The sequence below is a fragment of the Streptomyces sp. NPDC028368 genome (genome assembly GCF_055565615.1).
Genome location: NZ_JBVHTY010000011.1, coordinates 217,380 through 236,092, shown reverse-complemented (window position 1 = coordinate 236,092; position 18,713 = coordinate 217,380). Strand labels below are relative to the sequence as shown.

The 18,713-nt window shown below is 69.5% G+C and carries 18 protein-coding genes; 7 read left to right on the top strand and 11 right to left on the bottom strand.

Annotated features, from left to right (window positions below):
- Window positions 1-131: 131 nt before the first annotated feature.
- The 6 genes from ACZ4S3_RS25575 to ACZ4S3_RS25550 all read right to left on the bottom strand — a co-directional run bounded on the left by ACZ4S3_RS25575 (window position 132) and on the right by ACZ4S3_RS25550 (window position 7,535).
- Window positions 132-1,550 carry an NAD(P)/FAD-dependent oxidoreductase gene (locus ACZ4S3_RS25575; RefSeq protein WP_467937950.1) on the bottom strand — a complete coding sequence of 473 codons (1,419 nt, stop codon included), beginning with the start codon at window positions 1,548-1,550 and terminating at the stop codon, window positions 132-134.
- Between the two features lie 5 nt (window positions 1,551-1,555).
- A complete protein-coding gene (locus tag ACZ4S3_RS25570; protein ID WP_467937948.1) occupies window positions 1,556-2,422 on the bottom strand; it encodes an ABC transporter permease in 867 nt (288 codons plus the stop codon).
- On the bottom strand, window positions 2,422-3,354 hold the full coding sequence (locus ACZ4S3_RS25565; protein ID WP_467937947.1) for an ABC transporter permease: 933 nt from the start codon (window positions 3,352-3,354) through the stop codon (window positions 2,422-2,424). Before ACZ4S3_RS25565 ends, ACZ4S3_RS25570 begins: the two co-directional genes overlap by 1 nt.
- Before the next feature lie 73 nt (window positions 3,355-3,427).
- Window positions 3,428-4,600 carry an ABC transporter ATP-binding protein gene (locus tag ACZ4S3_RS25560; RefSeq protein WP_467937945.1) on the bottom strand — a complete coding sequence of 391 codons (1,173 nt, stop codon included), beginning with the start codon at window positions 4,598-4,600 and terminating at the stop codon, window positions 3,428-3,430.
- Between the two features lie 62 nt (window positions 4,601-4,662).
- A complete protein-coding gene (locus ACZ4S3_RS25555) occupies window positions 4,663-5,910 on the bottom strand; it encodes an ABC transporter substrate-binding protein (RefSeq protein WP_467937943.1) in 1,248 nt (415 codons plus the stop codon).
- Window positions 5,911-6,017: 107 nt separating this feature from the next.
- Window positions 6,018-7,535, bottom strand: coding sequence for a gamma-aminobutyraldehyde dehydrogenase (locus ACZ4S3_RS25550; RefSeq protein ID WP_467937941.1), 1,518 nt, complete (start codon window positions 7,533-7,535; stop codon window positions 6,018-6,020).
- Between the two features lie 201 nt (window positions 7,536-7,736).
- On the opposite strand from ACZ4S3_RS25550, the gene ACZ4S3_RS25545 reads away from it, so the two are divergent.
- Window positions 7,737-8,366, top strand: a complete 630-nt coding sequence (locus ACZ4S3_RS25545) for an NADAR family protein (protein WP_467937939.1) — start codon at window positions 7,737-7,739, stop codon at window positions 8,364-8,366.
- Window positions 8,367-8,408: 42 nt separating this feature from the next.
- On the opposite strand, the gene ACZ4S3_RS25540 is transcribed toward ACZ4S3_RS25545, so the two are convergent.
- Window positions 8,409-8,846, bottom strand: coding sequence for a DUF4190 domain-containing protein (locus ACZ4S3_RS25540; RefSeq protein ID WP_467937937.1), 438 nt, complete (start codon window positions 8,844-8,846; stop codon window positions 8,409-8,411).
- A 204-nt stretch (window positions 8,847-9,050) separates the two neighbouring features.
- Here ACZ4S3_RS25540 and ACZ4S3_RS25535 point away from each other — a divergent pair, with 204 nt between their 5' ends.
- A complete protein-coding gene (locus ACZ4S3_RS25535) occupies window positions 9,051-10,073 on the top strand; it encodes an adenosine deaminase (protein WP_467937935.1) in 1,023 nt (340 codons plus the stop codon).
- A gap of 102 nt (window positions 10,074-10,175) precedes the next feature.
- Here ACZ4S3_RS25535 and ACZ4S3_RS25530 read toward each other — a convergent pair whose 3' ends face one another.
- Together ACZ4S3_RS25530 and ACZ4S3_RS25525 are read right to left on the bottom strand one after the other, a co-directional pair.
- Complete coding sequence (locus ACZ4S3_RS25530; RefSeq protein ID WP_467937933.1) at window positions 10,176-10,652, bottom strand: hypothetical protein; 477 nt, start codon at window positions 10,650-10,652, stop codon at window positions 10,176-10,178.
- A gap of 231 nt (window positions 10,653-10,883) precedes the next feature.
- Window positions 10,884-11,441, bottom strand: a complete 558-nt coding sequence (locus tag ACZ4S3_RS25525; protein ID WP_467938073.1) for an HXXEE domain-containing protein — start codon at window positions 11,439-11,441, stop codon at window positions 10,884-10,886.
- Here ACZ4S3_RS25525 and ACZ4S3_RS25520 point away from each other — a divergent pair.
- Window positions 11,389-11,634 (top strand): hypothetical protein, encoded by a 246-nt coding sequence (locus ACZ4S3_RS25520; protein ID WP_467938077.1) that lies wholly within the window; start codon window positions 11,389-11,391, stop codon window positions 11,632-11,634. The two genes, ACZ4S3_RS25525 and ACZ4S3_RS25520, sit on opposite strands and share 53 nt — an antisense overlap.
- Window positions 11,635-11,687: 53 nt before the next feature.
- On the opposite strand, the gene ACZ4S3_RS25515 is transcribed toward ACZ4S3_RS25520, so the two are convergent.
- Window positions 11,688-12,869 carry a polyamine ABC transporter substrate-binding protein gene (locus ACZ4S3_RS25515; RefSeq protein WP_467937931.1) on the bottom strand — a complete coding sequence of 394 codons (1,182 nt, stop codon included), beginning with the start codon at window positions 12,867-12,869 and terminating at the stop codon, window positions 11,688-11,690.
- 181 nt (window positions 12,870-13,050) lie between these two features.
- Entirely contained in the window at window positions 13,051-14,505 is a 1,455-nt protein-coding gene (locus ACZ4S3_RS25510) for a gamma-aminobutyraldehyde dehydrogenase (RefSeq protein WP_467937929.1), read from the bottom strand.
- Window positions 14,506-14,684: 179 nt separating this feature from the next.
- Here ACZ4S3_RS25510 and ACZ4S3_RS25505 point away from each other — a divergent pair, with 179 nt between their 5' ends.
- The 4 genes from ACZ4S3_RS25505 (at window position 14,685) to ACZ4S3_RS25490 (ending at window position 18,658) form a co-directional block, all read left to right on the top strand.
- Window positions 14,685-15,158 (top strand): Lrp/AsnC family transcriptional regulator, encoded by a 474-nt coding sequence (locus tag ACZ4S3_RS25505; RefSeq protein WP_069571649.1) that lies wholly within the window; start codon window positions 14,685-14,687, stop codon window positions 15,156-15,158.
- A gap of 2 nt (window positions 15,159-15,160) precedes the next feature.
- Window positions 15,161-16,522, top strand: a complete 1,362-nt coding sequence (locus ACZ4S3_RS25500) for an aspartate aminotransferase family protein (protein WP_467937927.1) — start codon at window positions 15,161-15,163, stop codon at window positions 16,520-16,522.
- Between the two features lie 226 nt (window positions 16,523-16,748).
- Window positions 16,749-17,492 (top strand): ABC transporter ATP-binding protein, encoded by a 744-nt coding sequence (locus ACZ4S3_RS25495; protein WP_467937925.1) that lies wholly within the window; start codon window positions 16,749-16,751, stop codon window positions 17,490-17,492.
- A complete protein-coding gene (locus ACZ4S3_RS25490; protein WP_467937924.1) occupies window positions 17,474-18,658 on the top strand; it encodes a hypothetical protein in 1,185 nt (394 codons plus the stop codon). The genes ACZ4S3_RS25495 and ACZ4S3_RS25490 overlap by 19 nt, the downstream gene beginning before the upstream one ends.
- Window positions 18,659-18,713 lie beyond the last annotated feature (55 nt).

The following is an 18,713-nucleotide window of genomic DNA, read 5'->3' as shown; positions in this document are numbered from 1 at the left end:
GCCGTCTCCCGGAGGAGAGGGCGAGGGGGCGGGGTCCTTACGCGGGTGACGAGGGCTATCAGGCGGGCGGCGAGGGCGTTCGCAGCACCAGGGGGGCGCGCAACTCTCTGTCGCCCGCCCCCCGTTGTGTGTCAGCTGTCGAAGCCGAGGCCCACCTTGTCCATGGCCTTCAGCCACAGATTGCGGCGCCCGCCGTGCGTATCGGCGCGGGTCATCGACCACTGGGTGATGCCGATGCCGGCCCAGCGCAGCGGCTCGGGCGGGAACGGCAGCGGCTTGCTGCGCACCATCTCCAGCTCCGTGCGTTCGGTGCGCTCGCCCGCGAGCAGATCGAGCATCACCTCGGCACCGAAGCGGGTGGCGCCGACGCCGAGGCCGGTGTAGCCCGCGGCGTAGGCGACCCGGCCCGCGTGCGCGGTGCCGAAGAAGGCGGAGAAGCGGGCGCAGGTGTCGATGGCCCCGCCCCAGGTGTGGCTGAAGCGCAGGCCCTCCAGCTGCGGGAAGCAGCGGAAGAAATGCCGGGCGAGCTTCTCGTAGGTGGCCGGGTGCTGGTCGTACTCGGCGCGTACGCCACCGCCGTAGCGGTAGACGATGTCGTAGCCGCCCCACAGGATGCGGTTGTCGGCGGTGATGCGGAAGTAGTGGAAGTGGTTGTTGCTGTCGGAGAGGCCCTGGCGGTTCTTCCAGCCGATGGCGGCGAGCTGCTCGTCGGTCAGCGGCTCGGTCATCAGGGCGTGATCGTAGACCGGGACGATGTACGGGCGTACCCGCTTGACCAGCGACGGGAAGGCATTGGTGCCGAGCGCGACATGGCGGGCGAAGACCCGGCCGTAGGGGGTGCGGACGGCCATGCCCATGCCCTCGGAGGACAGGGCGGTGCCGCGGGTGCGCTCGTAGATCCGGACGCCGAGGTCCAGGCAGGCCTTCTTCAGGCCCCAGGCGAGACGGGCCGGGTTGAGCATGGCGACGCCGTCGCGGTCCCACAGGCCGGCGCGGAAGGTCGGTGAGTCGACCTCGGCGCGCAGTTCGTCCTGGTCGAGGAAGGTGTGCCGGTCCAGGCCCAGCTTGGCGGCGTCCTCCGCGGCCTCCTTGAGCTCGGCGATCTGGTGCGGCTCGGTGGCGATGTCGATCTCACCGGTGCGCTCGAAGGCGCAGTCGATGCCGTAGCGGGCGACGGCGTCCCCGATGGCGTCGAGGTTCTGGATGCCGAGCTCTTCGAGCTTGGCGAGTTCGCCAGGCCAGCGGGCCAGGCCGTTGCCGAGGCCGTGGGTGAGGGAGGCGGCGCAGAAGCCGCCGTTGCGCCCGGAGGCTGCCCAGCCGATCTCGGCGCCCTCGATCAGGACGACATCGCGCTGGGGGTCGCGCTCCTTGGCGATCAGCGCGGTCCACAGGCCCGAGTAGCCGCCGCCGACGACCAGCAGATCGCAGGTCTCGTCGCCCACGAGGGCGGGTTCGGCCGCCGGGCGGGCGGGGTCCGCCAGCCAGAACGGCGTCGGCTCGGCATCGGCGAGCGCATGGACGGGGGACGGGGTCATGGCAGCTCGTGCCATGGTTCTCAGCTCCTCTTACGGCGTTTGCCGGCGAACTGGCCGACGACTACGCAGAGCACGGCGATCAGGAACATCGCCGTACCGATGACATTGATCTGAACGGGTGTGCCCCGCTGCGCCGATCCCCAGACGAACATGGGAAAGGTCACGGTGGAGCCGGCATTGAAGTTGGTGATGATGAAGTCGTCGAAGGAGAGGGCGAAGGAGAGCAGGGCGCCGGCGGCGATACCGGGGGCGGCGATCGGGAGCGTGACGCGCAGGAAGGTCTGCACCGGCGAGGCGTAGAGGTCCTGGGCGGCCTGTTCCAGGCGCGGGTCCATGCTCATCACGCGTGCTTTGACGGCGGTGACGACAAAGCTGAGGCAGAACATGATGTGCGCGATCAGGATCGTCCAGAAGCCGAACGGGATGCCCATGTTGAGGAACAGGGTGGCCAGTGAGGCGGCCATGACGACCTCGGGCATGGCCATCGGCAGGAAGATCAGGGTGTTGACGGAGGCGCGGGCCCGGAAGCGGTAGCGCGCCAGCGCGAAGGAGATCATCGTGCCGAGGGCGGTCGCGCCGAGGGTGGCCCAGATCGCGATCTGCAGGCTCAGCCCGAGCGATCCGCACAGGTCGGCGACGCCGCACGGATCGGTCCAGGCATCCGTGGAGAAGTGCTGCCACTGGTAGTTGAAGCGGCCGTTGGGCTTGTTGAAGGAGAACACCATCACGACGATGTTGGGCAGGATCAGGTAGCCCAGTGTGACCAGGCCCGCGATCGTGATGATGTGGCGGCGCAGCCAGCGCAGGCCCTTGCCCGCGGTGCGTGGCGCGGTGGCAGGGGTGGCCGGGGTGGCTTCCCGTACCGCTGTGTTGTCTCGTACGGCCATCAGACCAGGTCCTCCGTCCCCGACTTGCGGATGTAGATGGTGACCATGGCGAGGATGGCCGCCATGAGGATGAAGGAGAGGGCGGCGGCGGTCGGATAGTCCAGGACCCGCAGGAACTGCGACTGGATGACGTTGCCGATCATCTTCTGGTCGGTGGAGCCCAGCAGTTCGGCGTTGATGTAGTCGCCTGCGGCCGGGATGAAGGTGAGCAGGGTGCCCGCGACGACGCCCGGCATGGACAGCGGGAAGGTCACCCGGCGGAAGGTGGTGGACGGGCGGGCGTACAGGTCACCCGCCGCCTCGTGGAGCCGGGGGTCGATGCGCTCCAGAGAGGTGTAGAGCGGCAGGATCATGAACGGCAGGAAGTTGTAGGTCAGTCCGCAGACCACCGCGAGCGGGGTGGCCAGCACCCGGTGTCCTTCGGTGATGCCCAGGGCGCTGGTGACATCCAGGATGTGCAGCGAATTGAGGGCGCCGACGACCGGTCCGCCGTCCGCCAGGATCGTCTTCCAGGCCAGCGTGCGGATCAGGAAGCTGGTGAAGAACGGTGCGATGACCAGGATCATCACGACATTGCGCCAGCGTCCGGCCTTGAAGGCGATGAGATAGGCCAGCGGGTAGCCCAGCACCAGGCAGAGCACGGTGGCGACGGCGGCGTACGCCACGGAGCGCACGAACTGCGGCCAGTACTCGCCGAGTGCGTCCCAGTAGGTGGCGAAGTGCCAGGTGACCTTGAAGCCCTCTTCGAGGGAGCCGGTCTGGATGGACGTCGACGCCTGGTAGACCAGCGGCGCGGCGAAGAAGACGATCAGCCACAGGATGCCGGGCAGCAGCAGCCAGTAGGGGATCAGCCGCTTGCGGGTGGGGATCTTGCGGAGGGCGAGCGGCTCGGTGGGAGCGGCCTGCTCCGCGGGGGCCTCGGTGGTACTCATGCCGATACCTCGCTTCGCTCGGCCTCGCACCCGCTCGGCGCACACCTGTCCATGGTTCGCTCGCTGCACTCGCTCACGCGGCCTCCTCGTCGAGGTCCGCTCCGGCCGCGATGTCCTGGGTGGCGTCCAGCCCGAAGGTGTGCGCCGGGTTCCAGTGCACGACCACCTCGGCGCCCGGTATGAGCCGGCCGTCGCGCTCGATGTTCTGCTCGTAGACGGCGAGTTCGCCCAGGCCCGGTGCCTCGATGACGTACTGGGTGGAGACGCCGATGAAGCTGGCGTCCTTGATACGGCCGGAGAGGCGGTTGTGGCCGTCGGTGATGGCCCCGGCGTCGTCGGCGTGGCGCAGTGCCATCTTCTCGGGCCGTACCCCGGCCAGCACCTTCTCGCCGCTGCGGGCGGTGGTGCTACATCGGGCGGCGGGCAGCCGCAGCTTGCTGTCGGCGGCCTTGAGCAGCAGGTCGCCATGCTGACGGTCGCCGGCCTCGACGACCTCGGCCTCGATGAGGTTGGAGGTGCCCAGGAAGTTGGCGACGAAGGTGGTGGCGGGGTTCTCGTAGAGGTCGGCGGGGGCGCCGAGCTGTTCGACCCGGCCGCCGTTCATCACGGCCACGGTGTCGGCCATGGTCATGGCCTCCTCCTGGTCGTGGGTGACATGCACGAAGGTGATGCCGACCTCGGTCTGGATGCGCTTGAGCTCCAGTTGCATCTGGCGGCGCAGCTTGAGGTCGAGGGCGCCCAGCGGCTCGTCGAGGAGCAGCACCTGGGGGTGGTTGATCAGCGCGCGGGCGACGGCGACGCGCTGTTGCTGGCCGCCGGAGAGCTGTTGCGGCTTGCGGCGCGCCATCGGGCCGAGCTGGACGAGGTCGAGCATGTCCTCGACCTGCTTCTTGACGGACTTGATGCCGCGGCGGCGCAGCCCGAAGGCGACGTTCTCGTAGATGTCCAGGTGCGGGAAGAGCGCGTAGTTCTGGAAGACGGTGTTGACCTGCCGCTTGTAGGGCGGCAGGTCGGTGACGTCCTGGCCGGAGAGCTCAACGGTCCCGGTGGTGGGGTCCTCCAGCCCGGCGATCATCCGCAGGGTGGTGGTCTTGCCGCAGCCCGAGGCACCCAGCAGCGCGAAGAAGGAGCCCGCGGGAACGGTGAGGTCGAGCGGGTGGACGGCGGTGAAGGAGCCGTAGGTTTTGCTGATCCCGTGGAGGCGGACGTCACCGCCGCTGCTCTGAGGGGTCTCGGTCTTGGTCATGTCGGTCGTCCCATGTGTCGTGGGCCAAAGCGGCTCGTACGGGCCTTGCGGCGGCGGTCGCGTCAGGCGCCGGTGAGGGTGGAGAACTTCTGGGTGAAGACCTTGTTCTCCTTGCCCGTCAGGGCGCGGAAGGAGTGGGACCTGGCGGCCATCTCCTTGTCCGGCAGGATCAGCGGGTTGTCCGCCGCCTTCTTGTCGATCTTGGCGAGTTCCTCGCGTACGCCGTCGACGGGGCAGGCGTAGTTGATGTACGCCGCGAGCCGGGCGGCCGCCTTCGGCTCGTAGAAGTAGTCGATGAGCCGTTCGGCGTTCTTCTTGTGACGTGCCTTGTTGGGCACCATCAGGTTGTCGGTCGACGTCATATAGCCGGACTTGGGGATCGCATAGGCGATGTCCGGGTTGTCGCTCTGCAGCTGGACGATGTCCCCGGCCCAGGCGACGCAGGCGGCGAGGTCTCCCTTGTCCAGGTCGGTGGTGTAGTCGTTGCCGGTGAAGCGGCGTATCTGCTTGTTGTCGACGCCCTTCTGGAGCCGGGCGAGGGCGGCGTCGTAGTCGTCGGCGGTGACGTCCTCGGGCCGTTTGCCCATGTCCAGCAGGGTCAGGCCGACGCTGTCGCGCATCTCGGAGAGGAATCCGACGCGTCCCTTGAGGTCGGGGTCCTCCAGCAGCTGGCTGACCGAGTCGACCTTCTTGCCGCCGGTCGCCTTCTTGTTGTACGCGATGATCGCCGGGATGCCCTGCCAGACGTAGGAGTGTGCGCGGCCCGGGTCCCAGGCGGGGTCGCGGTACTGCGCCGAGAGGTTGGCGTAGGCGTGCGGCATGTTGGCCGTGTCCAGGGCCTGGATCCAGCCCAGGGAGATCATCCGCGCGCACATCCAGTCGGTGAGCACGATCAGATCGCGGCCGGTGTCCTGGCCGTTCGCCAGCTGCGCCTGGATCTTGCCGAAGAACTCGTCGTTGTCGTTGATGTCCTCGGTGTACTTGACGGCGATGCCGGTGCGCTTGGTGAAGGCGTCCAGGGTCGGCCGGTGCTTGCCGTCCTCGGAGACGTCCATGTACTCGGTCCAGTTGGAGAAGTTGATGCGCTTCTCCGCCGCGGAGTGGTCCGTGGAACTCCCGGCGTCGGTACGGCCCGCGGGCGGGATCCCGCAGGCCGACAAGGCGCCCATGCCGCCCGCCAAGGCGGCCATGGCGCCGCTCGCGCGCAGCAGCGAGCGGCGGGTCATGGCGAGGCGGCCGCTGGTCAGGCTGCGGCGCATGGCGGCCAGTTCGGCCGCGGAGAGGGGTTCGGGCTGCTCGTGGTGCTCCATGCGCGGTGCCCTTTCAGGGGTTGTGCCCGGCGCTCGGCCGGTGGTGACGGTGCCGCGGAGGGGGCGGGCGCCCCGCCGTACGCGGTGGGGCACCCTGGGGCCGGGACCTAGGCGCGGTCCCCGAAGACCGTGCGGTGCCAGTCCTTCCTGGCGACCGCGGTGTTGTCGTACATGACGTGCTTGACCTGCGTGTACTCCTCGAAGGAGTAGGCCGACATGTCCTTGCCGAAGCCGGACGCCTTGGCGCCGCCGTGCGGCATCTCGCTGATGATCGGGATGTGGTCGTTGACCCAGACGCAGCCCGCGTTGATCTCGCGGGTGGCCCGGCCGGTGCGGTAGACGTCCCGGCTCCAGGCGGAGGCGGCCAGCCCGTAGGGGGTGTCGTTGGCGAGCGCGATGCCCTCGTCGTCACTGTCGAAGGGCAGCACGACCAGCACCGGCCCGAAGATCTCGGACTGCACGATCTCGCTGTCCTGCGCGGCACCGGCGATCAGCGTGGGCCGGTAGTACGCGCCCTTGGCCAGCTCGCCGCCGGGGACCTCGCCGCCGGTGACCACGGTGGCGTAGCCGCGCGCCCGGTCGACGAATCCGGCCACCCGGTCGCGCTGGGCGTGCGAGATCAGCGGGCCGAGGTCGGTGGACGGGTCGAAGGGGTCGCCCAGCCGTACGGTGGCCATCAGGTCGGCGACGCCGCTGACGAAGGCGTCGTAGAGCGGGCGCTGGACGTAGGCGCGGGTGGCGGCGGTGCAGTCCTGGCCGGTGTTGATCAGCGCGCCGGCGACCGCACCGTGGACGGCGGCCTCCAGGTCCGCGTCGTCGAAGACGACGAACGGGGCCTTGCCGCCCAGCTCGAGGTGGAGCCGCTTGACCGTGCCGGTGGCGATCTCTGCGACGCGCTTGCCGACGCCGGTCGAGCCGGTGAAGGAGGTCATGGCGACCGCGGGATGGCCCACCAGGCGCTCGCCGGCGTCCCGGCCCGCGCCGGAGACGATGTTGATCACACCGTCGGGCAGCCCCGCCCGCTGCGCGGCCTGCGCGAACAGCAGCGAGGTCAGCGGGGTGATCTCGGCGGGCTTGAGGACGATGGTGTTGCCCGCGGCGATGGCCGGCAGCACCTTCCAGGCGGCCATCTGGAGCGGATAGTTCCAGGGGGCGATGGAACCGACGACTCCGATCGGTTCCCGGCGGATGACGGAGGTGTGATCGGCGCTGTATTCACCGGCCGCCTTGCCCTCCAGATGGCGGGCGGCACCCGCGAAGAACGCGGCGTTGTCGATCGACCCCGGTACATCGAACTCTTTGCTGAGCTTGATCGGTTTTCCACAGTTCAGCGATTCGGCGAAGGCGAGATCACCGGCGTCCTCGGCGAGCGCGGCGGCGAAGCGGTGCAGCGCGTCGGAACGCTCCCCCGGGGTGGCGCCGCCCCATTCGGGGAACGCCCGCTCGGCAGCCTCGACCGCGGCGTCCACATCCGCCGTACCTGCGAGTTCGTAGGAGTACACCTGTTCGCCGGTCGCCGGGTCCACCACCGCCTGGGTGCGGCCCGAGGTGCCGCTGCTCAGACTCCCCGCGATGAATTGCGCGCCCTGAGCGAATCGCTCGCTGACATCGAAACGGTGATCCATGGTGCTCTCCTCCGCCTGGCACCGGGGCCGCTCAGCGGCACAGCCAGGCGTAGCTATTTCCGGAATCGATGGCCGATCTTGACAGAGGAAAAGGCCACCAACAAGTGATTCCGTTGTTGCCTTTTGGTTACGCGACGAATTCTGCGATTTTCGTCGCCGGCCCCCCGACACGTTGTCGGTGCCCGCTGACAGAATCCCGGCATGATGCACAACATCACGGGGACCGACACGCAGGACACGATCCCTCGCGAGGCGGACGGCCCGCGCTCGGTCGAGGAGCTCCGTGCGGCGACCGCCGCCGGGAAGCGCGTCAAATACCTCCCTTTCTGGGGTCATCGACCACAGCGCGACGGCCGCATCGGGGCGAGCTGTTTCAGCCAGTGGTGGCCCTCCCGCTTCACGGTCGACGGCGTCACCTACGCCACCGCCGAACACTGGATGATGGCCGGCAAGGCCCGTCTGTTCGACGACGCGGAGGCCGAGCGGCGCGCGATAGCCGCGACCCACCCCAAGCAGGCCAAGAACGCCGGCCGCGGGGTCCGCGGCTTCGACGACGCGCTCTGGCAGCAGCACCGCTTCGGCCTGGTGGTCGAGGGCAATATGCACAAATTCGGCCAGGACGCGGCGCTGCGCGAGTTCCTGCTCGGTACGAAGTCCCGGGTACTGGTCGAGGCCAGCCCGGTGGACCGGATCTGGGGCATCGGCCTGGCCGCCGACGACGAGCGCGCCGAGCATCCGGGACGGTGGCGGGGGCTGAATCTGCTGGGGTTTGCGCTGATGGAGGTGCGGCAGAGGCTGGCTGAGGGGAGTGGGGCGAAGGGGACGGAGTAGGGGGTTTGGGTGCTGTCCGGTTCAGTGCGCCGTCGCGCCGGTTCAGTGCGCCGTCGCGATGAGGGTGGCCGTCAGGGCGCTGATCAGCAGCGCGATCCCGCCCAGGACAATCCCGGCCACGGCCGTACCGCCATTGGTCGCCTCACCCCGGCCCTGCCTGGCCCGGCCGACGGCGCCGAAGACGATCGCCAGGACGCCGAGGAGGATGCCGGGAACGATGCTGACGCCGAGCAGCGCGCCGACGATGCCGACGATCAGGGCGGCGGTGCCGAAGCCGTTGCTCGGGCGGGCCGGACGCCAGACGGCGTGGGCGAGGGGGGCGCGGGGGGTGAGGGACGCCGGGTGGCCGGGGAAGCCCGGGTGGCTCGGGGGGCCGCTGTAGGCGGGGTGGGTGAGGTAGTGGGGACGGTTCGCGGAATTGGGGGCGGGCGGGGGCGGCGGGACGGGGCGCGGGTGCTGCGCGGCGTCCAAGGGCTGCACGGCCGGAGGCTGCACGGCCGGGGGCCGCACGGCACAACGATCGCGCGTCCGCCGCCCATAACCCATCACGTGCTCCTGCCCCCCTGTCCCCTGCCCCTGCTCTCCCCGCCATGTTAGGACCTGCACCGAGCCGCCATCCCGGTCGCGCATACCATGACCAGGCCGTTCCGCACAGCCGCCACACCACTCGACCAGGAGGATCCGTTGTCCGATCTCGATGCATTCATCGCGGGCCTGCCCAAGGCGGAGCTGCACGTCCACCACGTCGGATCGGCCTCGCCGCGGATCGTCTCGGAACTGGCCGCCCGGCACCCGGACTCCGCCGTCCCCACCGACCCCGAAGCGCTCGCGGATTACTTCACCTTTCGCGACTTCGCCCACTTCATCGAGGTCTATCTCTCCGTCGTGGACCTGATCCGCGACGCCGACGACGTCCGGCTGCTGACGTACGAGGTCGCCCGCGACATGGCGCGGCAGAACATCCGCTACGCCGAGCTGACCGTCACCCCCTTCAGCTCGACCAGCCGCGGCATCCCCGACGCCGCCTTCGTCGAGGCCATCGAGGACGCCCGCAAGTCCGCGGAGTCCGAGCTGGGCGTGGTGCTGCGCTGGTGCTTCGACATCCCCGGTGAGGCGGGCCTGGCGGCGGCGGAGGAGACCGCCAGGATCGCCTGCGACCTGCAGCCCGAGGGCCTGGTCTCGTTCGGTCTCGGCGGCCCGGAGATCGGCGTGCCACGCCCGCAGTTCAAGCCGTACTTCGACCGCGCCATCGCGGCCGGCCTGCACTCCGTACCGCACGCCGGCGAGACGACGGGCCCCGGCACCATCTGGGACGCGCTCACCGACCTCCGCGCCGAGCGCATCGGCCATGGCACCAGCGCCACCCAGGACCCCGGGCTGCTGGCCCACCTCGCCGAGCACGCCATCGCGCTGGAGGTCTGCCCGACCTCCAACATCGCCACCCGCGCGGTCCGGACGCTGGACGAGCACCCGCTCAAGGAGATGGTCGACGCGGGCGTCGTGGTCACCATCAACAGCGACGACCCGCCGATGTTCGGCACCGACCTCAACACCGAATACGGCGTCGCCGCCCGCCTGTTGGGCCTGGACACGACCGGCCTCGCCCGCCTCGCCAAGAACGCCGTCACGGCCTCCTTCATGGACGCCCCCGCCAAGGCCCGTCTGGCGTCCGAGATCGACGCGTACGCGGAGTCGTGGCGCGGCTGACGACGCGAGCGGAAGGGGGTACGGGTTCCCGGCGGGCGGCTCTCGTCGGCCGCCGGGGCCCGTGCGCTCGCCTCGGTAACCCGCCTTCTCCGCCCTCTTCTCTCACTCCACCCGCCAAGGCGCCCCGAGCCCGCCGGGGAAGCCCGCGATGAACTCGCGCACCGCCCACCGCGCGGCCGCCCGGTCGACCAGCTCATGCGCGGGGAAGTACGCGCCCTGACCACCGCACACCAGCCAAATCGGCTCCTCCGGCGGGCCGTTCACGTCACCGTCCAGGCACCGGGCGCCGAGCTCCTTGGGACGCACCCGCCGCCCCGGCAGGACATCGACGCCCGCATCCCGCGTACGGCAGAGCTGAAGCAGGGCGCCGTCATCGCGCTCACCGGTCACCAGAAAGACCTCGGGCCCACCGCTGATCGTCAGAGCGCCGCCCCCCTCCTCCCACCGCTCCACCGAAAGCTCCGTGCAGACCGCACCGTCCAGCTCGGCCAGCGCCGCCTCCAGCCGCGCACCGTCCGGCTCCTGCAGCACCCGCGACCGGCAGATCCCCGCCTCCCAGCGGCTGACCGCGGCCCTCATCCCGCACCCGCCATGCGACTCATGTCCGGAGCATACGGTCGCCGAAGCAGGCCCCTGGCCTGGGGGCATGGGGCGAGGCCGGCGGGAAAGGGCCCGCTGTCAGACCCTTGCGCTTTCATGGGGGTGTGACGATTTTCGATGCGAGCAGCTCCAGCCACGAGTCACCGATCAGTCCCTACGCCGAGGACGGCATACCGCGACTCACGGCCGGCGCCTGACCTGGGGAGCCCGTCAGCCCCGGGCACTGCGCAGACCGGCCCGCAGACCGGCCCGCCGCCCGCGGCCGATCACCGTGCGCGCCACCGCATGGGAGACCACCGTGGCCGCCCCCGCCACGGCCACACCGCGCGCCATGCCCCGTACGGACACCGGCTCGAGCCGTTCGGCCCGCCGCAGACGTCCGCGTGCCCACAAGGTGAACGGAATGACGATGACGGGCGAGGTGGCGGAGCCCGGGGTGTAGCCGCGGGCGGCCGCCGCCTGGGCGAGGTGCATGACGCCGTGCAGCCCGAAGCCGTCCAGGGTGCTCCGGAAAAACGCGGAGCGGCCTCCCGTACGGTGCCCGCTTGCCGCCGCGGCGGCCACGATGACCGCCATCACGCCCACCGCGGCCCGGAACTCCCGCTCGTCGAAGCTCTCCATGAACCGCCAGACGGACTCCGGCACTTGCGGAAACCGCTTACGCAGAACCGGCACGTTCTCCCGTATCCAGCGCGGCCCGAATACCACCTCCTCCGTGTCGTGCAAGGCCCAGGCGGCAAACAGGCCAAGGGTGACGGCCGGGGAGATCTCGCGCGGCGACGACTTCGACGGGGCGGACACCGGCGGCACCGCGGCCCCGGAGAAATCCCCGGCCAGGGAGCGAGCAGAGGAAGCGGAGGAAGTGGAAGAAGTGAAGGAAGCGGAGGAAGCCGAGGAAGCGGCTGACTTGGAGGACAGGAACGTCATGAAAGGCAACTCTGGCATGGGAGTTGACGGGTGATCACAGCACTGTACGCGCCGCGCGACATCTCCGGCTCCGCTTCCTCGCCCGCCTCACAGCCCCACGATCGCGTTCCACTCCTTGGCGAATGCGGTGCGCTCCGCGGAGGTGATGTCGCGGGCGATGGCCAGCCGCTTGCGCATCGCGTCGTCGGGGAAGATCAACGGGTCCTCGGCGAGCGCGGCGCGCTCCTTGTCCTTGGAGGAGGCGAGGATGTCGCGTGCGGCCGGGACGGGGCAGACGTAGTTGACCCAGGCGGCGAGGTCGGCGGCGACCTCCGGCCGGTAGTAGTAGTCGATCAGTCGCTCGGCGTTGCGCTTGTGGTCAGCGAGGTTGGGGATCATCAGGCTCTCCGCCCACAGCTCGGCGCCCTCCTGCGGTACGACGAACTCGATGTCCGGGTTGTCCGCCTGGAGCTGGATCACATCGCCGGAGTAGGCCTGCGCGGCGAGCACGTCCCCGGAGTCGAGGTCCTTGATGTAGTCGTTGCCGGTGAAGCGCCGGATGTGGCCCTTGCCGACCAGGCCGCGTATCTGGTCCACCAGCCGGTGGAAGTCGTCGGCGGTCCAGCGGGTGATGTCGACACCGTTCCCCTGCATGAGCATGGCGAACGACTCGTCCAGGCCGGACAGCAGCGTGACCCGGCCCCGCAGGTCGTTCTTCCACAGGTCGGAGGTGTGCCGGATCTCCCGGCCGAGCTTCTTGCGGTTGTAGGCGATGCCGGTGATCCCGGACTGCCAGGGCACGGAGTGCTTGCGGCCCGGGTCGAAGTGGGGGGTGCGCAGCAGCGGATCGAGGTTCTTGGCGACATGCGGCTGGGCGGCCCGGTCCATCTCCTGGACCCACCCCAGCCGGACGAACCGGGCGCACATCCAGTCGCTGATGACGATCAGATCGCGGCCGGTGCTCTGGTGGTTCATCAGCGCGGGGCTGATCTTCCCGAAGAACTCGTCGTTGTCGTTGATCTCCTCGTTGTAGGTGACGGAGATCCCGGTGCGGCGCTGGAAGGCGTCCAGGGTGGGCCGGCGCTGTTTGTCGTGATCATCGACGTCGATGTACAGCGGCCAGTTGGCGAAGACGATCCTGCGGTCCTGCGCCGAGCGGTCGGTACTCCTGCGGTCCGCCGCTTTGACGTACGCGGGCGGCACCCCGCATCCGGTCATGGCGGCCAGCGCGCCCGTCACACCGATTCCGCCCATACCCCGGAGCAGCCCGCGCCGCGAAAGATCAGCCATGGCGAGCACTCTCACGTGCCGCGGGCGGAGGCGGCAAGAGACAGAGCGTCAACTGCCGGGCCTCCGCCCGCGACGGTGTGTCGAGCGTTCCGTGGCGCTCGACGGTGGGGATCCCCCTGATCGGCCGGTCAGGCCTGCGGTCAGGTCAGGTGAGGTCGGCCGACCGGCCGGGCTGGTCGGGTCAGCCGTCCAGCGAGGTCATCACGTGCTTGATGCGGGTGTAGTCCTCGAACCCGTAGGCCGAAAGGTCCTTGCCGTAGCCGGACTTCTTGAATCCGCCGTGCGGCATCTCGGCGACCAACGGGATGTGGGTGTTGATCCACACACAGCCGAAGTCGAGGCTCTTGGACATCCGCATGGCGCGAGCGTGGTCCTTGGTCCACACGGAGGACGCGAGCGCGTACTCGACGCCGTTGGCCCACTCCAGTGCCTCCTTCTCCTCGGAGAAGGACTGGACGGTGATGACCGGGCCGAAGACCTCCTGCTGGACGATCTCGTCGTCCTGCTTGAGGCCGGAGACGACGGTCGGGGCGAAGAAGTAGCCCTTGTCGCCGACCTGCTCGCCGCCCGCCTCGATCTTGGCGTGTGCGGGCAGCCGCTCGATGAAGCCCTTGACCTGCTTGAGCTGGTTGGCGTTGTTCAGCGGGCCGAAGAGCACGTCCTCGTCGTCGACCGCACCGGTCTTGGTCTCCGACGCGGCCTTGGCCAGCGCGGCGACGAACTCGTCGTGGATGGAGTCCTGGACGAGCACGCGGGTCGCGGCCGTACAGTCCTGGCCGGCGTTGAAGTAACCGGCCACCGCGATGTCCTCGACGGCCTTGGCGATGTCGGTGTCCTCGAAGACGACGACCGGCGCCTTGCCGCCCAGCTCCAGGTGGACCCGCTTGAGGTCCTTGGCGGCGGACTCGGCGACCTGCATACCGGCGCGCACCGAGCCGGTGATGGAGGCCATCGCCGGGACCTTGTGCTCGACCATCAGGCGGCCGGTCTCGCGGTCACCGCAGATGACGTTGAAGACGCCGCGGGAGTGGCCCAGCTCGTCCAGCACGCTGCCGATGATGTCGGCGATCAGCACCGTCGAGGCGGGGGTGGTGTCGGACGGCTTGATCACGACGGTGTTGCCCGCGGCCAGCGCCGGGGCGAACTTCCACACGGCCATCATCATCGGGTAGTTCCACGGCGCGACCTGCGCGCAGACGCCGACCGGCTCGCGCCGGATGATGGACGTGAAGCCCTCCATGTACTCGCCGGCCGAGCGGCCCTCCAGCATCCGGGCGGCACCCGCGAAGAAGCGGATCTGGTCCACCATCGGCGGGATTTCCTCGGAGCGTACGAGGGCGATCGGCTTGCCGCAGTTCTCGGACTCGGCGGCGATCAGCTCCTCCGCCCGCTCCTCGAAACGGTCGGCGATCTTGAGCAGTACCTTCTGGCGCTCGGCCGGGATCAGGTCGCGCCAGGCGGGGAAGGCGGCCTCGGCGGCGGCCATGGCCGCGTCCACGTCGGCGGCGGCCGAAAGAGGGGCGGTGGCGTACGCCTCACCCGTCGCCGGGTTGACCACCTCGGTGGTCCGCCCGTCGGCGGCGTCCCGGAACTCCCCGTCGATGTAGTTGCGCAGACGACGCAGTGCGGTGGTCACTGGTGCGCCCCCTTCAGTCAGATGTCAGGTTGGTTTGGGTCCACCCTAGCCATGGAACCGACGTTTTCAACACACCCGACACCCGTGAACAACGAAATCAGTGAAATTTAGATCACTCCACAACTGATTTCATCGGTTTGGGGTTGCAAGACTGTCGAGGCTGGTGCACAGTGAGGGACGTGGCCACTCGTGACAGAAACGGCACTCCGTCGATCGACTCCGTCTCCCTGGCGATCATCGAGCAGCTCCAGGAGGACGGGCGCCGTCCGTACGCCGCGATCGGCAAGGCCGTCGGCCTGTCCGAGGCGGCTGTGCGCCAGCGCGTACAGAAACTGCTCGACCAAGGCGTGATGCAGATCGTCGCGGTCACCGACCCCCTCACGGTCGGTTTCCGTCGGCAGGCAATGGTCGGCATCAACGTCGAAGGTGACCTCGACCCCGTGGCCGACGCTCTGACGACCATGGAAGAGGTCGAGTACGTCGTCATGACCGCGGGCTCCTTCGATCTCATCATCGAGATCGTCTGCGAGGACGACGATCACCTTCTGGAAATGATCAACAAGCGGATCCGCACGCTTCCCGGCGTCCGGACCACCGAGAGCTTCGTCTACCTCAAGCTCCGGAAGCAGACCTACACCTGGGGAACGAGATAGCAATGAGCCGCGACCTCTCCAAGACGGCATACGACCACCTGTGGATGCACTTCACCCGCATGTCGTCGTACGAGAATGCCCCCGTGCCCACGATTGTGCGCGGTGAAGGCACCAACATCTACGACGACAAGGGCAAGCGCTACATCGACGGCCTCGCCGGCCTCTTTGTGGTCAACGCCGGCCACGGCCGGGTCGAGCTCGCCGAGACCGCCTACAAGCAGGCGCAGGAGCTCGCCTTCTTCCCCCTGTGGTCCTACGCCCACCCCAAGGGCGTGGAGCTGGCCGAGCGCCTGGCCAACGAGGCCCCCGGCGACCTGAACAAGGTCTTCTTCACCACCGGTGGTGGCGAGGCCGTCGAGACCGCCTGGAAGCTGGCCAAGCAGTACTTCAAGCTCACCGGCAAGCCGATGAAGCACAAGGTGATTTCCCGCGCGGTGGCCTACCACGGCACCCCGCAGGGCGCCCTGTCCATCACCGGCCTGCCGGCCCTGAAGGCCCCCTTCGAGCCGCTGGTCCCCGGCGCGCACAAGGTGCCGAACACCAACATCTACCGCGCCCCGATCCACGGCGACGACCCCGAGGCCTTCGGCCGCTGGGCCGCCGACCAGATCGAGCAGCAGATCCTCTTCGAGGGCCCCGAGACCGTCGCCGCGGTCTTCCTCGAGCCGGTGCAGAACGCCGGTGGCTGCTTCCCGCCGCCGCCCGGCTACTTCCAGCGGGTCCGCGAGATCTGTGACCAGTACGACGTGCTGCTCGTCTCCGACGAGGTCATCTGCGCCTTCGGCCGCCTGGGCACGACGTTCGCCTGTGACAAGTTCGGCTACATCCCGGACATGATCACCTGCGCCAAGGGCATGACCTCGGGCTACTCCCCGATAGGCGCCTGCATCATCTCCGACCGCCTGGCCGAGCCGTTCTACAAGGGTGACAACACCTTCCTGCACGGCTACACCTTCGGTGGCCACCCGGTCTCCGCGGCCGTCGGTGTCGCCAACCTCGACATCTTCGAGCGCGAGGGCCTCAACAAGCACGTCCTCGACAACGAAGGCGCCTTCAAGAGCACCCTGGAGAAGCTGCACGACCTGCCGATCGTCGGCGACGTCCGCGGCAACGGCTTCTTCTACGGCATCGAGCTCGTCAAGGACAAGGCCACCAAGGAGTCCTTCAACGACGAGGAGACCGAGCGCGTCCTGTACGGCTTCCTCTCCAAGGCGCTGTACGACGCCGGCCTCTACTGCCGCGCCGACGACCGTGGCGACCCGGTCATCCAGCTCGCCCCGCCGCTGATCGCCGACCAGACGGTCTTCGACGAGATCGAGCAGATCCTGCGCGGCGTCCTCACCGAGGCGTGGACCAAGCTCTGATCATCACTCTGACCGTCGCGTCACTCTGATGCGGTAGTGCCCAACTGAATATCCAACGGCTCAGATTCACTCATTTTCAGCTATACGAGTGAATCTGGGCCGTTGTCCGTGCCGAGCGCCGAATACCAGGGGTCAGCAGTACTTACCGTGCCAGTGACCGATATCCTCCAAGGTCGTTCACCCGGTCGGGGGAACGAACGGACGCGAACAAGCAAGAGGTGCGCAGATGGTGGCCCCGCCTGACAACGACGTTCTCTGGGCCCGCGGCCTGCACCACACGCACGGCAGCACCTCGGCCCTCACCGGCGTCTCCCTCGGCGTCCGCGAGGGCGAGATCCTCGCCGTCACCGGCCCGCGCGGCAGCGGCAAGACCACTCTCCTCAAATGCCTTTCCGGCCAACTCGCCCCGACCGAGGGCGAAGTCTGGTTCAACAGCGCCCCCGTACACACCCTCTCCTCCCCCAGCCGCGAACGGCTGCGTCTGGACCGGTTCGGCTGGATCGACACCGAACCCCACCTCGTCCCCGAACTGACCGCCTGGGAGAACGCCGCCCTCCCGCTCCTGCTGCGCGGCTCCGGCCACCGCTCCGCCAAGAGCACCGCCATGGAGTGGCTCGACCGCCTCGACGTCGGCATGTGCGCCCGCCGCCGCCCCGGCCGGCTCGACCAGTCACAGCGCCAGCGCATCGCCATCGCCCGCGCCCTCGCCGCCGGGCCCCAGGTCCTGTTCGCCGACGAGCCGACCGCCACTCTGCACCGCGCGGACGGCACCCAGGTGCTGCGCACCCTCACCACCGCGGCCCGCTCGCACCAGATCACCGTGGTCCTGGCGACCCACGACCCCGACATTGCCACCGTCGCCGACCGGGCCATCACCCTCCTCGACGGCCGCCGCACGGGCGCCCCGGCCGCCACCGACGAATCCTCCGACGATGCGGAAAGCAGGGCAGCGTGCTCGCTCTCCGTCTAGCCCGCGGCTCTCACCCCCTCGTTCTGCTGCGCCGCCTCTTCGTCGCCACCGCGGCGGCCGGCACCGGCTTCCTGCTGCTCTCCAGCCTCGGCCATGCCGCCGGCCATCCGGCCACGGCCGATGATTCGCTGGTTCGCCTGATGTGGTGCGCGGCCCCACTCGCGGCCACCGCCCAGTTCGCGGCATCGGTCGCCCGTACGGACCCCGCAGCCCGCCTCCACCGCGGCATGGCCGCCGCCGGCCTCGGCCCCCTCCGGCTGACCCTGCTCGCCGCGGCCTCCACCGCGCTGACCTGTCTCTTCGGCGCCCTCCTCGCCCTGCTCGTCTTCTTCCGCCTGCGCGGCGACCTCGGCGGCTCCCCGCCCACCGCCGTCGACGCCATCGGCATCGACTCCGACCTGCTGGGCACAGGCCACCCGGTCCCGCTCGTCGGCGCCCTGATGCTGCTGTCGGTCGTCCCGCTGAGCGCCGCCGCCGTGACCGCCCTTTCCTTGCGCCCCCGCAGCGACAACATCGCCGCGGAGCCCGACACCGAGGCCCCCGCCAAGGCGGGCAACCCCTCCGGTCTCCCCTGGGGCATGGCCCTGACGGCGGCGGGCCTGGCCATCGAGGCCTACGCCAGCCGCAGCGCAGCCCCCTCCGGCGCGCCGCTGCCGTTCCCCGGCCGGCTGGTCGGCAGCCCCCCGGGTGTGCTGGGCGGCTGGGCTCTGTCCGTCCTCGGTCTCGTCCTGGCCGGCCCCGGCCTGGTGCATCTGTGCGGCCGCCTCCTGTGCGCCGGACGCCCCGGTGCACTGCGTCTGCTCTCCGGCCGCGTGCTCCAGGGGGAGTCACGCCGCCTCGGACGCCCGCTCGGCGTGCTGTGTGCGGTCGCCTCCGGCACCTACGCGGCGGTAAAGGTGTACGAAGCCTCTTCCTCCCGTCCTTTCGGACCGCTCACCGCGATCGGCGCGGCCGTCGTCCTCGTCTGCGTCACCGCCAGCGCGCTCACCGCCGCAGTGGAATCCCGCTCGGCCCGCGCGCACGGCACGGCCGCCCTGCGCCGCTTCGGCGCGCCCGCCTCCGTCCTGCGTCGCGCCGCCGCTCTGCGCGCCATGGCTCTTGTGATCGTGCTGGGGCCATTGACCTGGTCCGTGGCGCAAATGGCCACGCTTCCCTTGATGCCTTGAGGAGTGGGTGCCCCCGCAGGATCCTCGGGGGGCAACGACTCCGCCCCGAGCGGCA

Excerpts from the sequence above, each read along its gene's own strand:
- ACZ4S3_RS25495 (WP_467937925.1), top strand. The coding sequence starts at position 16,749 with ATGGTGGCCCCGCCTGACAACGACGTTCTCTGGGCCCGCGGCCTGCAC.
- ACZ4S3_RS25545 (WP_467937939.1), top strand. The coding sequence starts at position 7,737 with ATGATGCACAACATCACGGGGACCGACACGCAGGACACGATCCCTCGC.
- ACZ4S3_RS25500 (WP_467937927.1), top strand. The coding sequence starts at position 15,161 with ATGAGCCGCGACCTCTCCAAGACGGCATACGACCACCTGTGGATGCAC.
- ACZ4S3_RS25530 (WP_467937933.1), bottom strand. The coding sequence starts at position 10,652 with ATGAGGGCCGCGGTCAGCCGCTGGGAGGCGGGGATCTGCCGGTCGCGG.
- ACZ4S3_RS25575 (WP_467937950.1), bottom strand. The coding sequence starts at position 1,550 with ATGGCACGAGCTGCCATGACCCCGTCCCCCGTCCATGCGCTCGCCGAT.
- ACZ4S3_RS25560 (WP_467937945.1), bottom strand. The coding sequence starts at position 4,600 with ATGACCAAGACCGAGACCCCTCAGAGCAGCGGCGGTGACGTCCGCCTC.
- ACZ4S3_RS25570 (WP_467937948.1), bottom strand. The coding sequence starts at position 2,422 with ATGGCCGTACGAGACAACACAGCGGTACGGGAAGCCACCCCGGCCACC.
- ACZ4S3_RS25550 (WP_467937941.1), bottom strand. The coding sequence starts at position 7,535 with ATGGATCACCGTTTCGATGTCAGCGAGCGATTCGCTCAGGGCGCGCAA.
- ACZ4S3_RS25555 (WP_467937943.1), bottom strand. The coding sequence starts at position 5,910 with ATGGAGCACCACGAGCAGCCCGAACCCCTCTCCGCGGCCGAACTGGCC.
- ACZ4S3_RS25565 (WP_467937947.1), bottom strand. The coding sequence starts at position 3,354 with ATGAGTACCACCGAGGCCCCCGCGGAGCAGGCCGCTCCCACCGAGCCG.
- ACZ4S3_RS25515 (WP_467937931.1), bottom strand. The coding sequence starts at position 12,869 with ATGGCTGATCTTTCGCGGCGCGGGCTGCTCCGGGGTATGGGCGGAATC.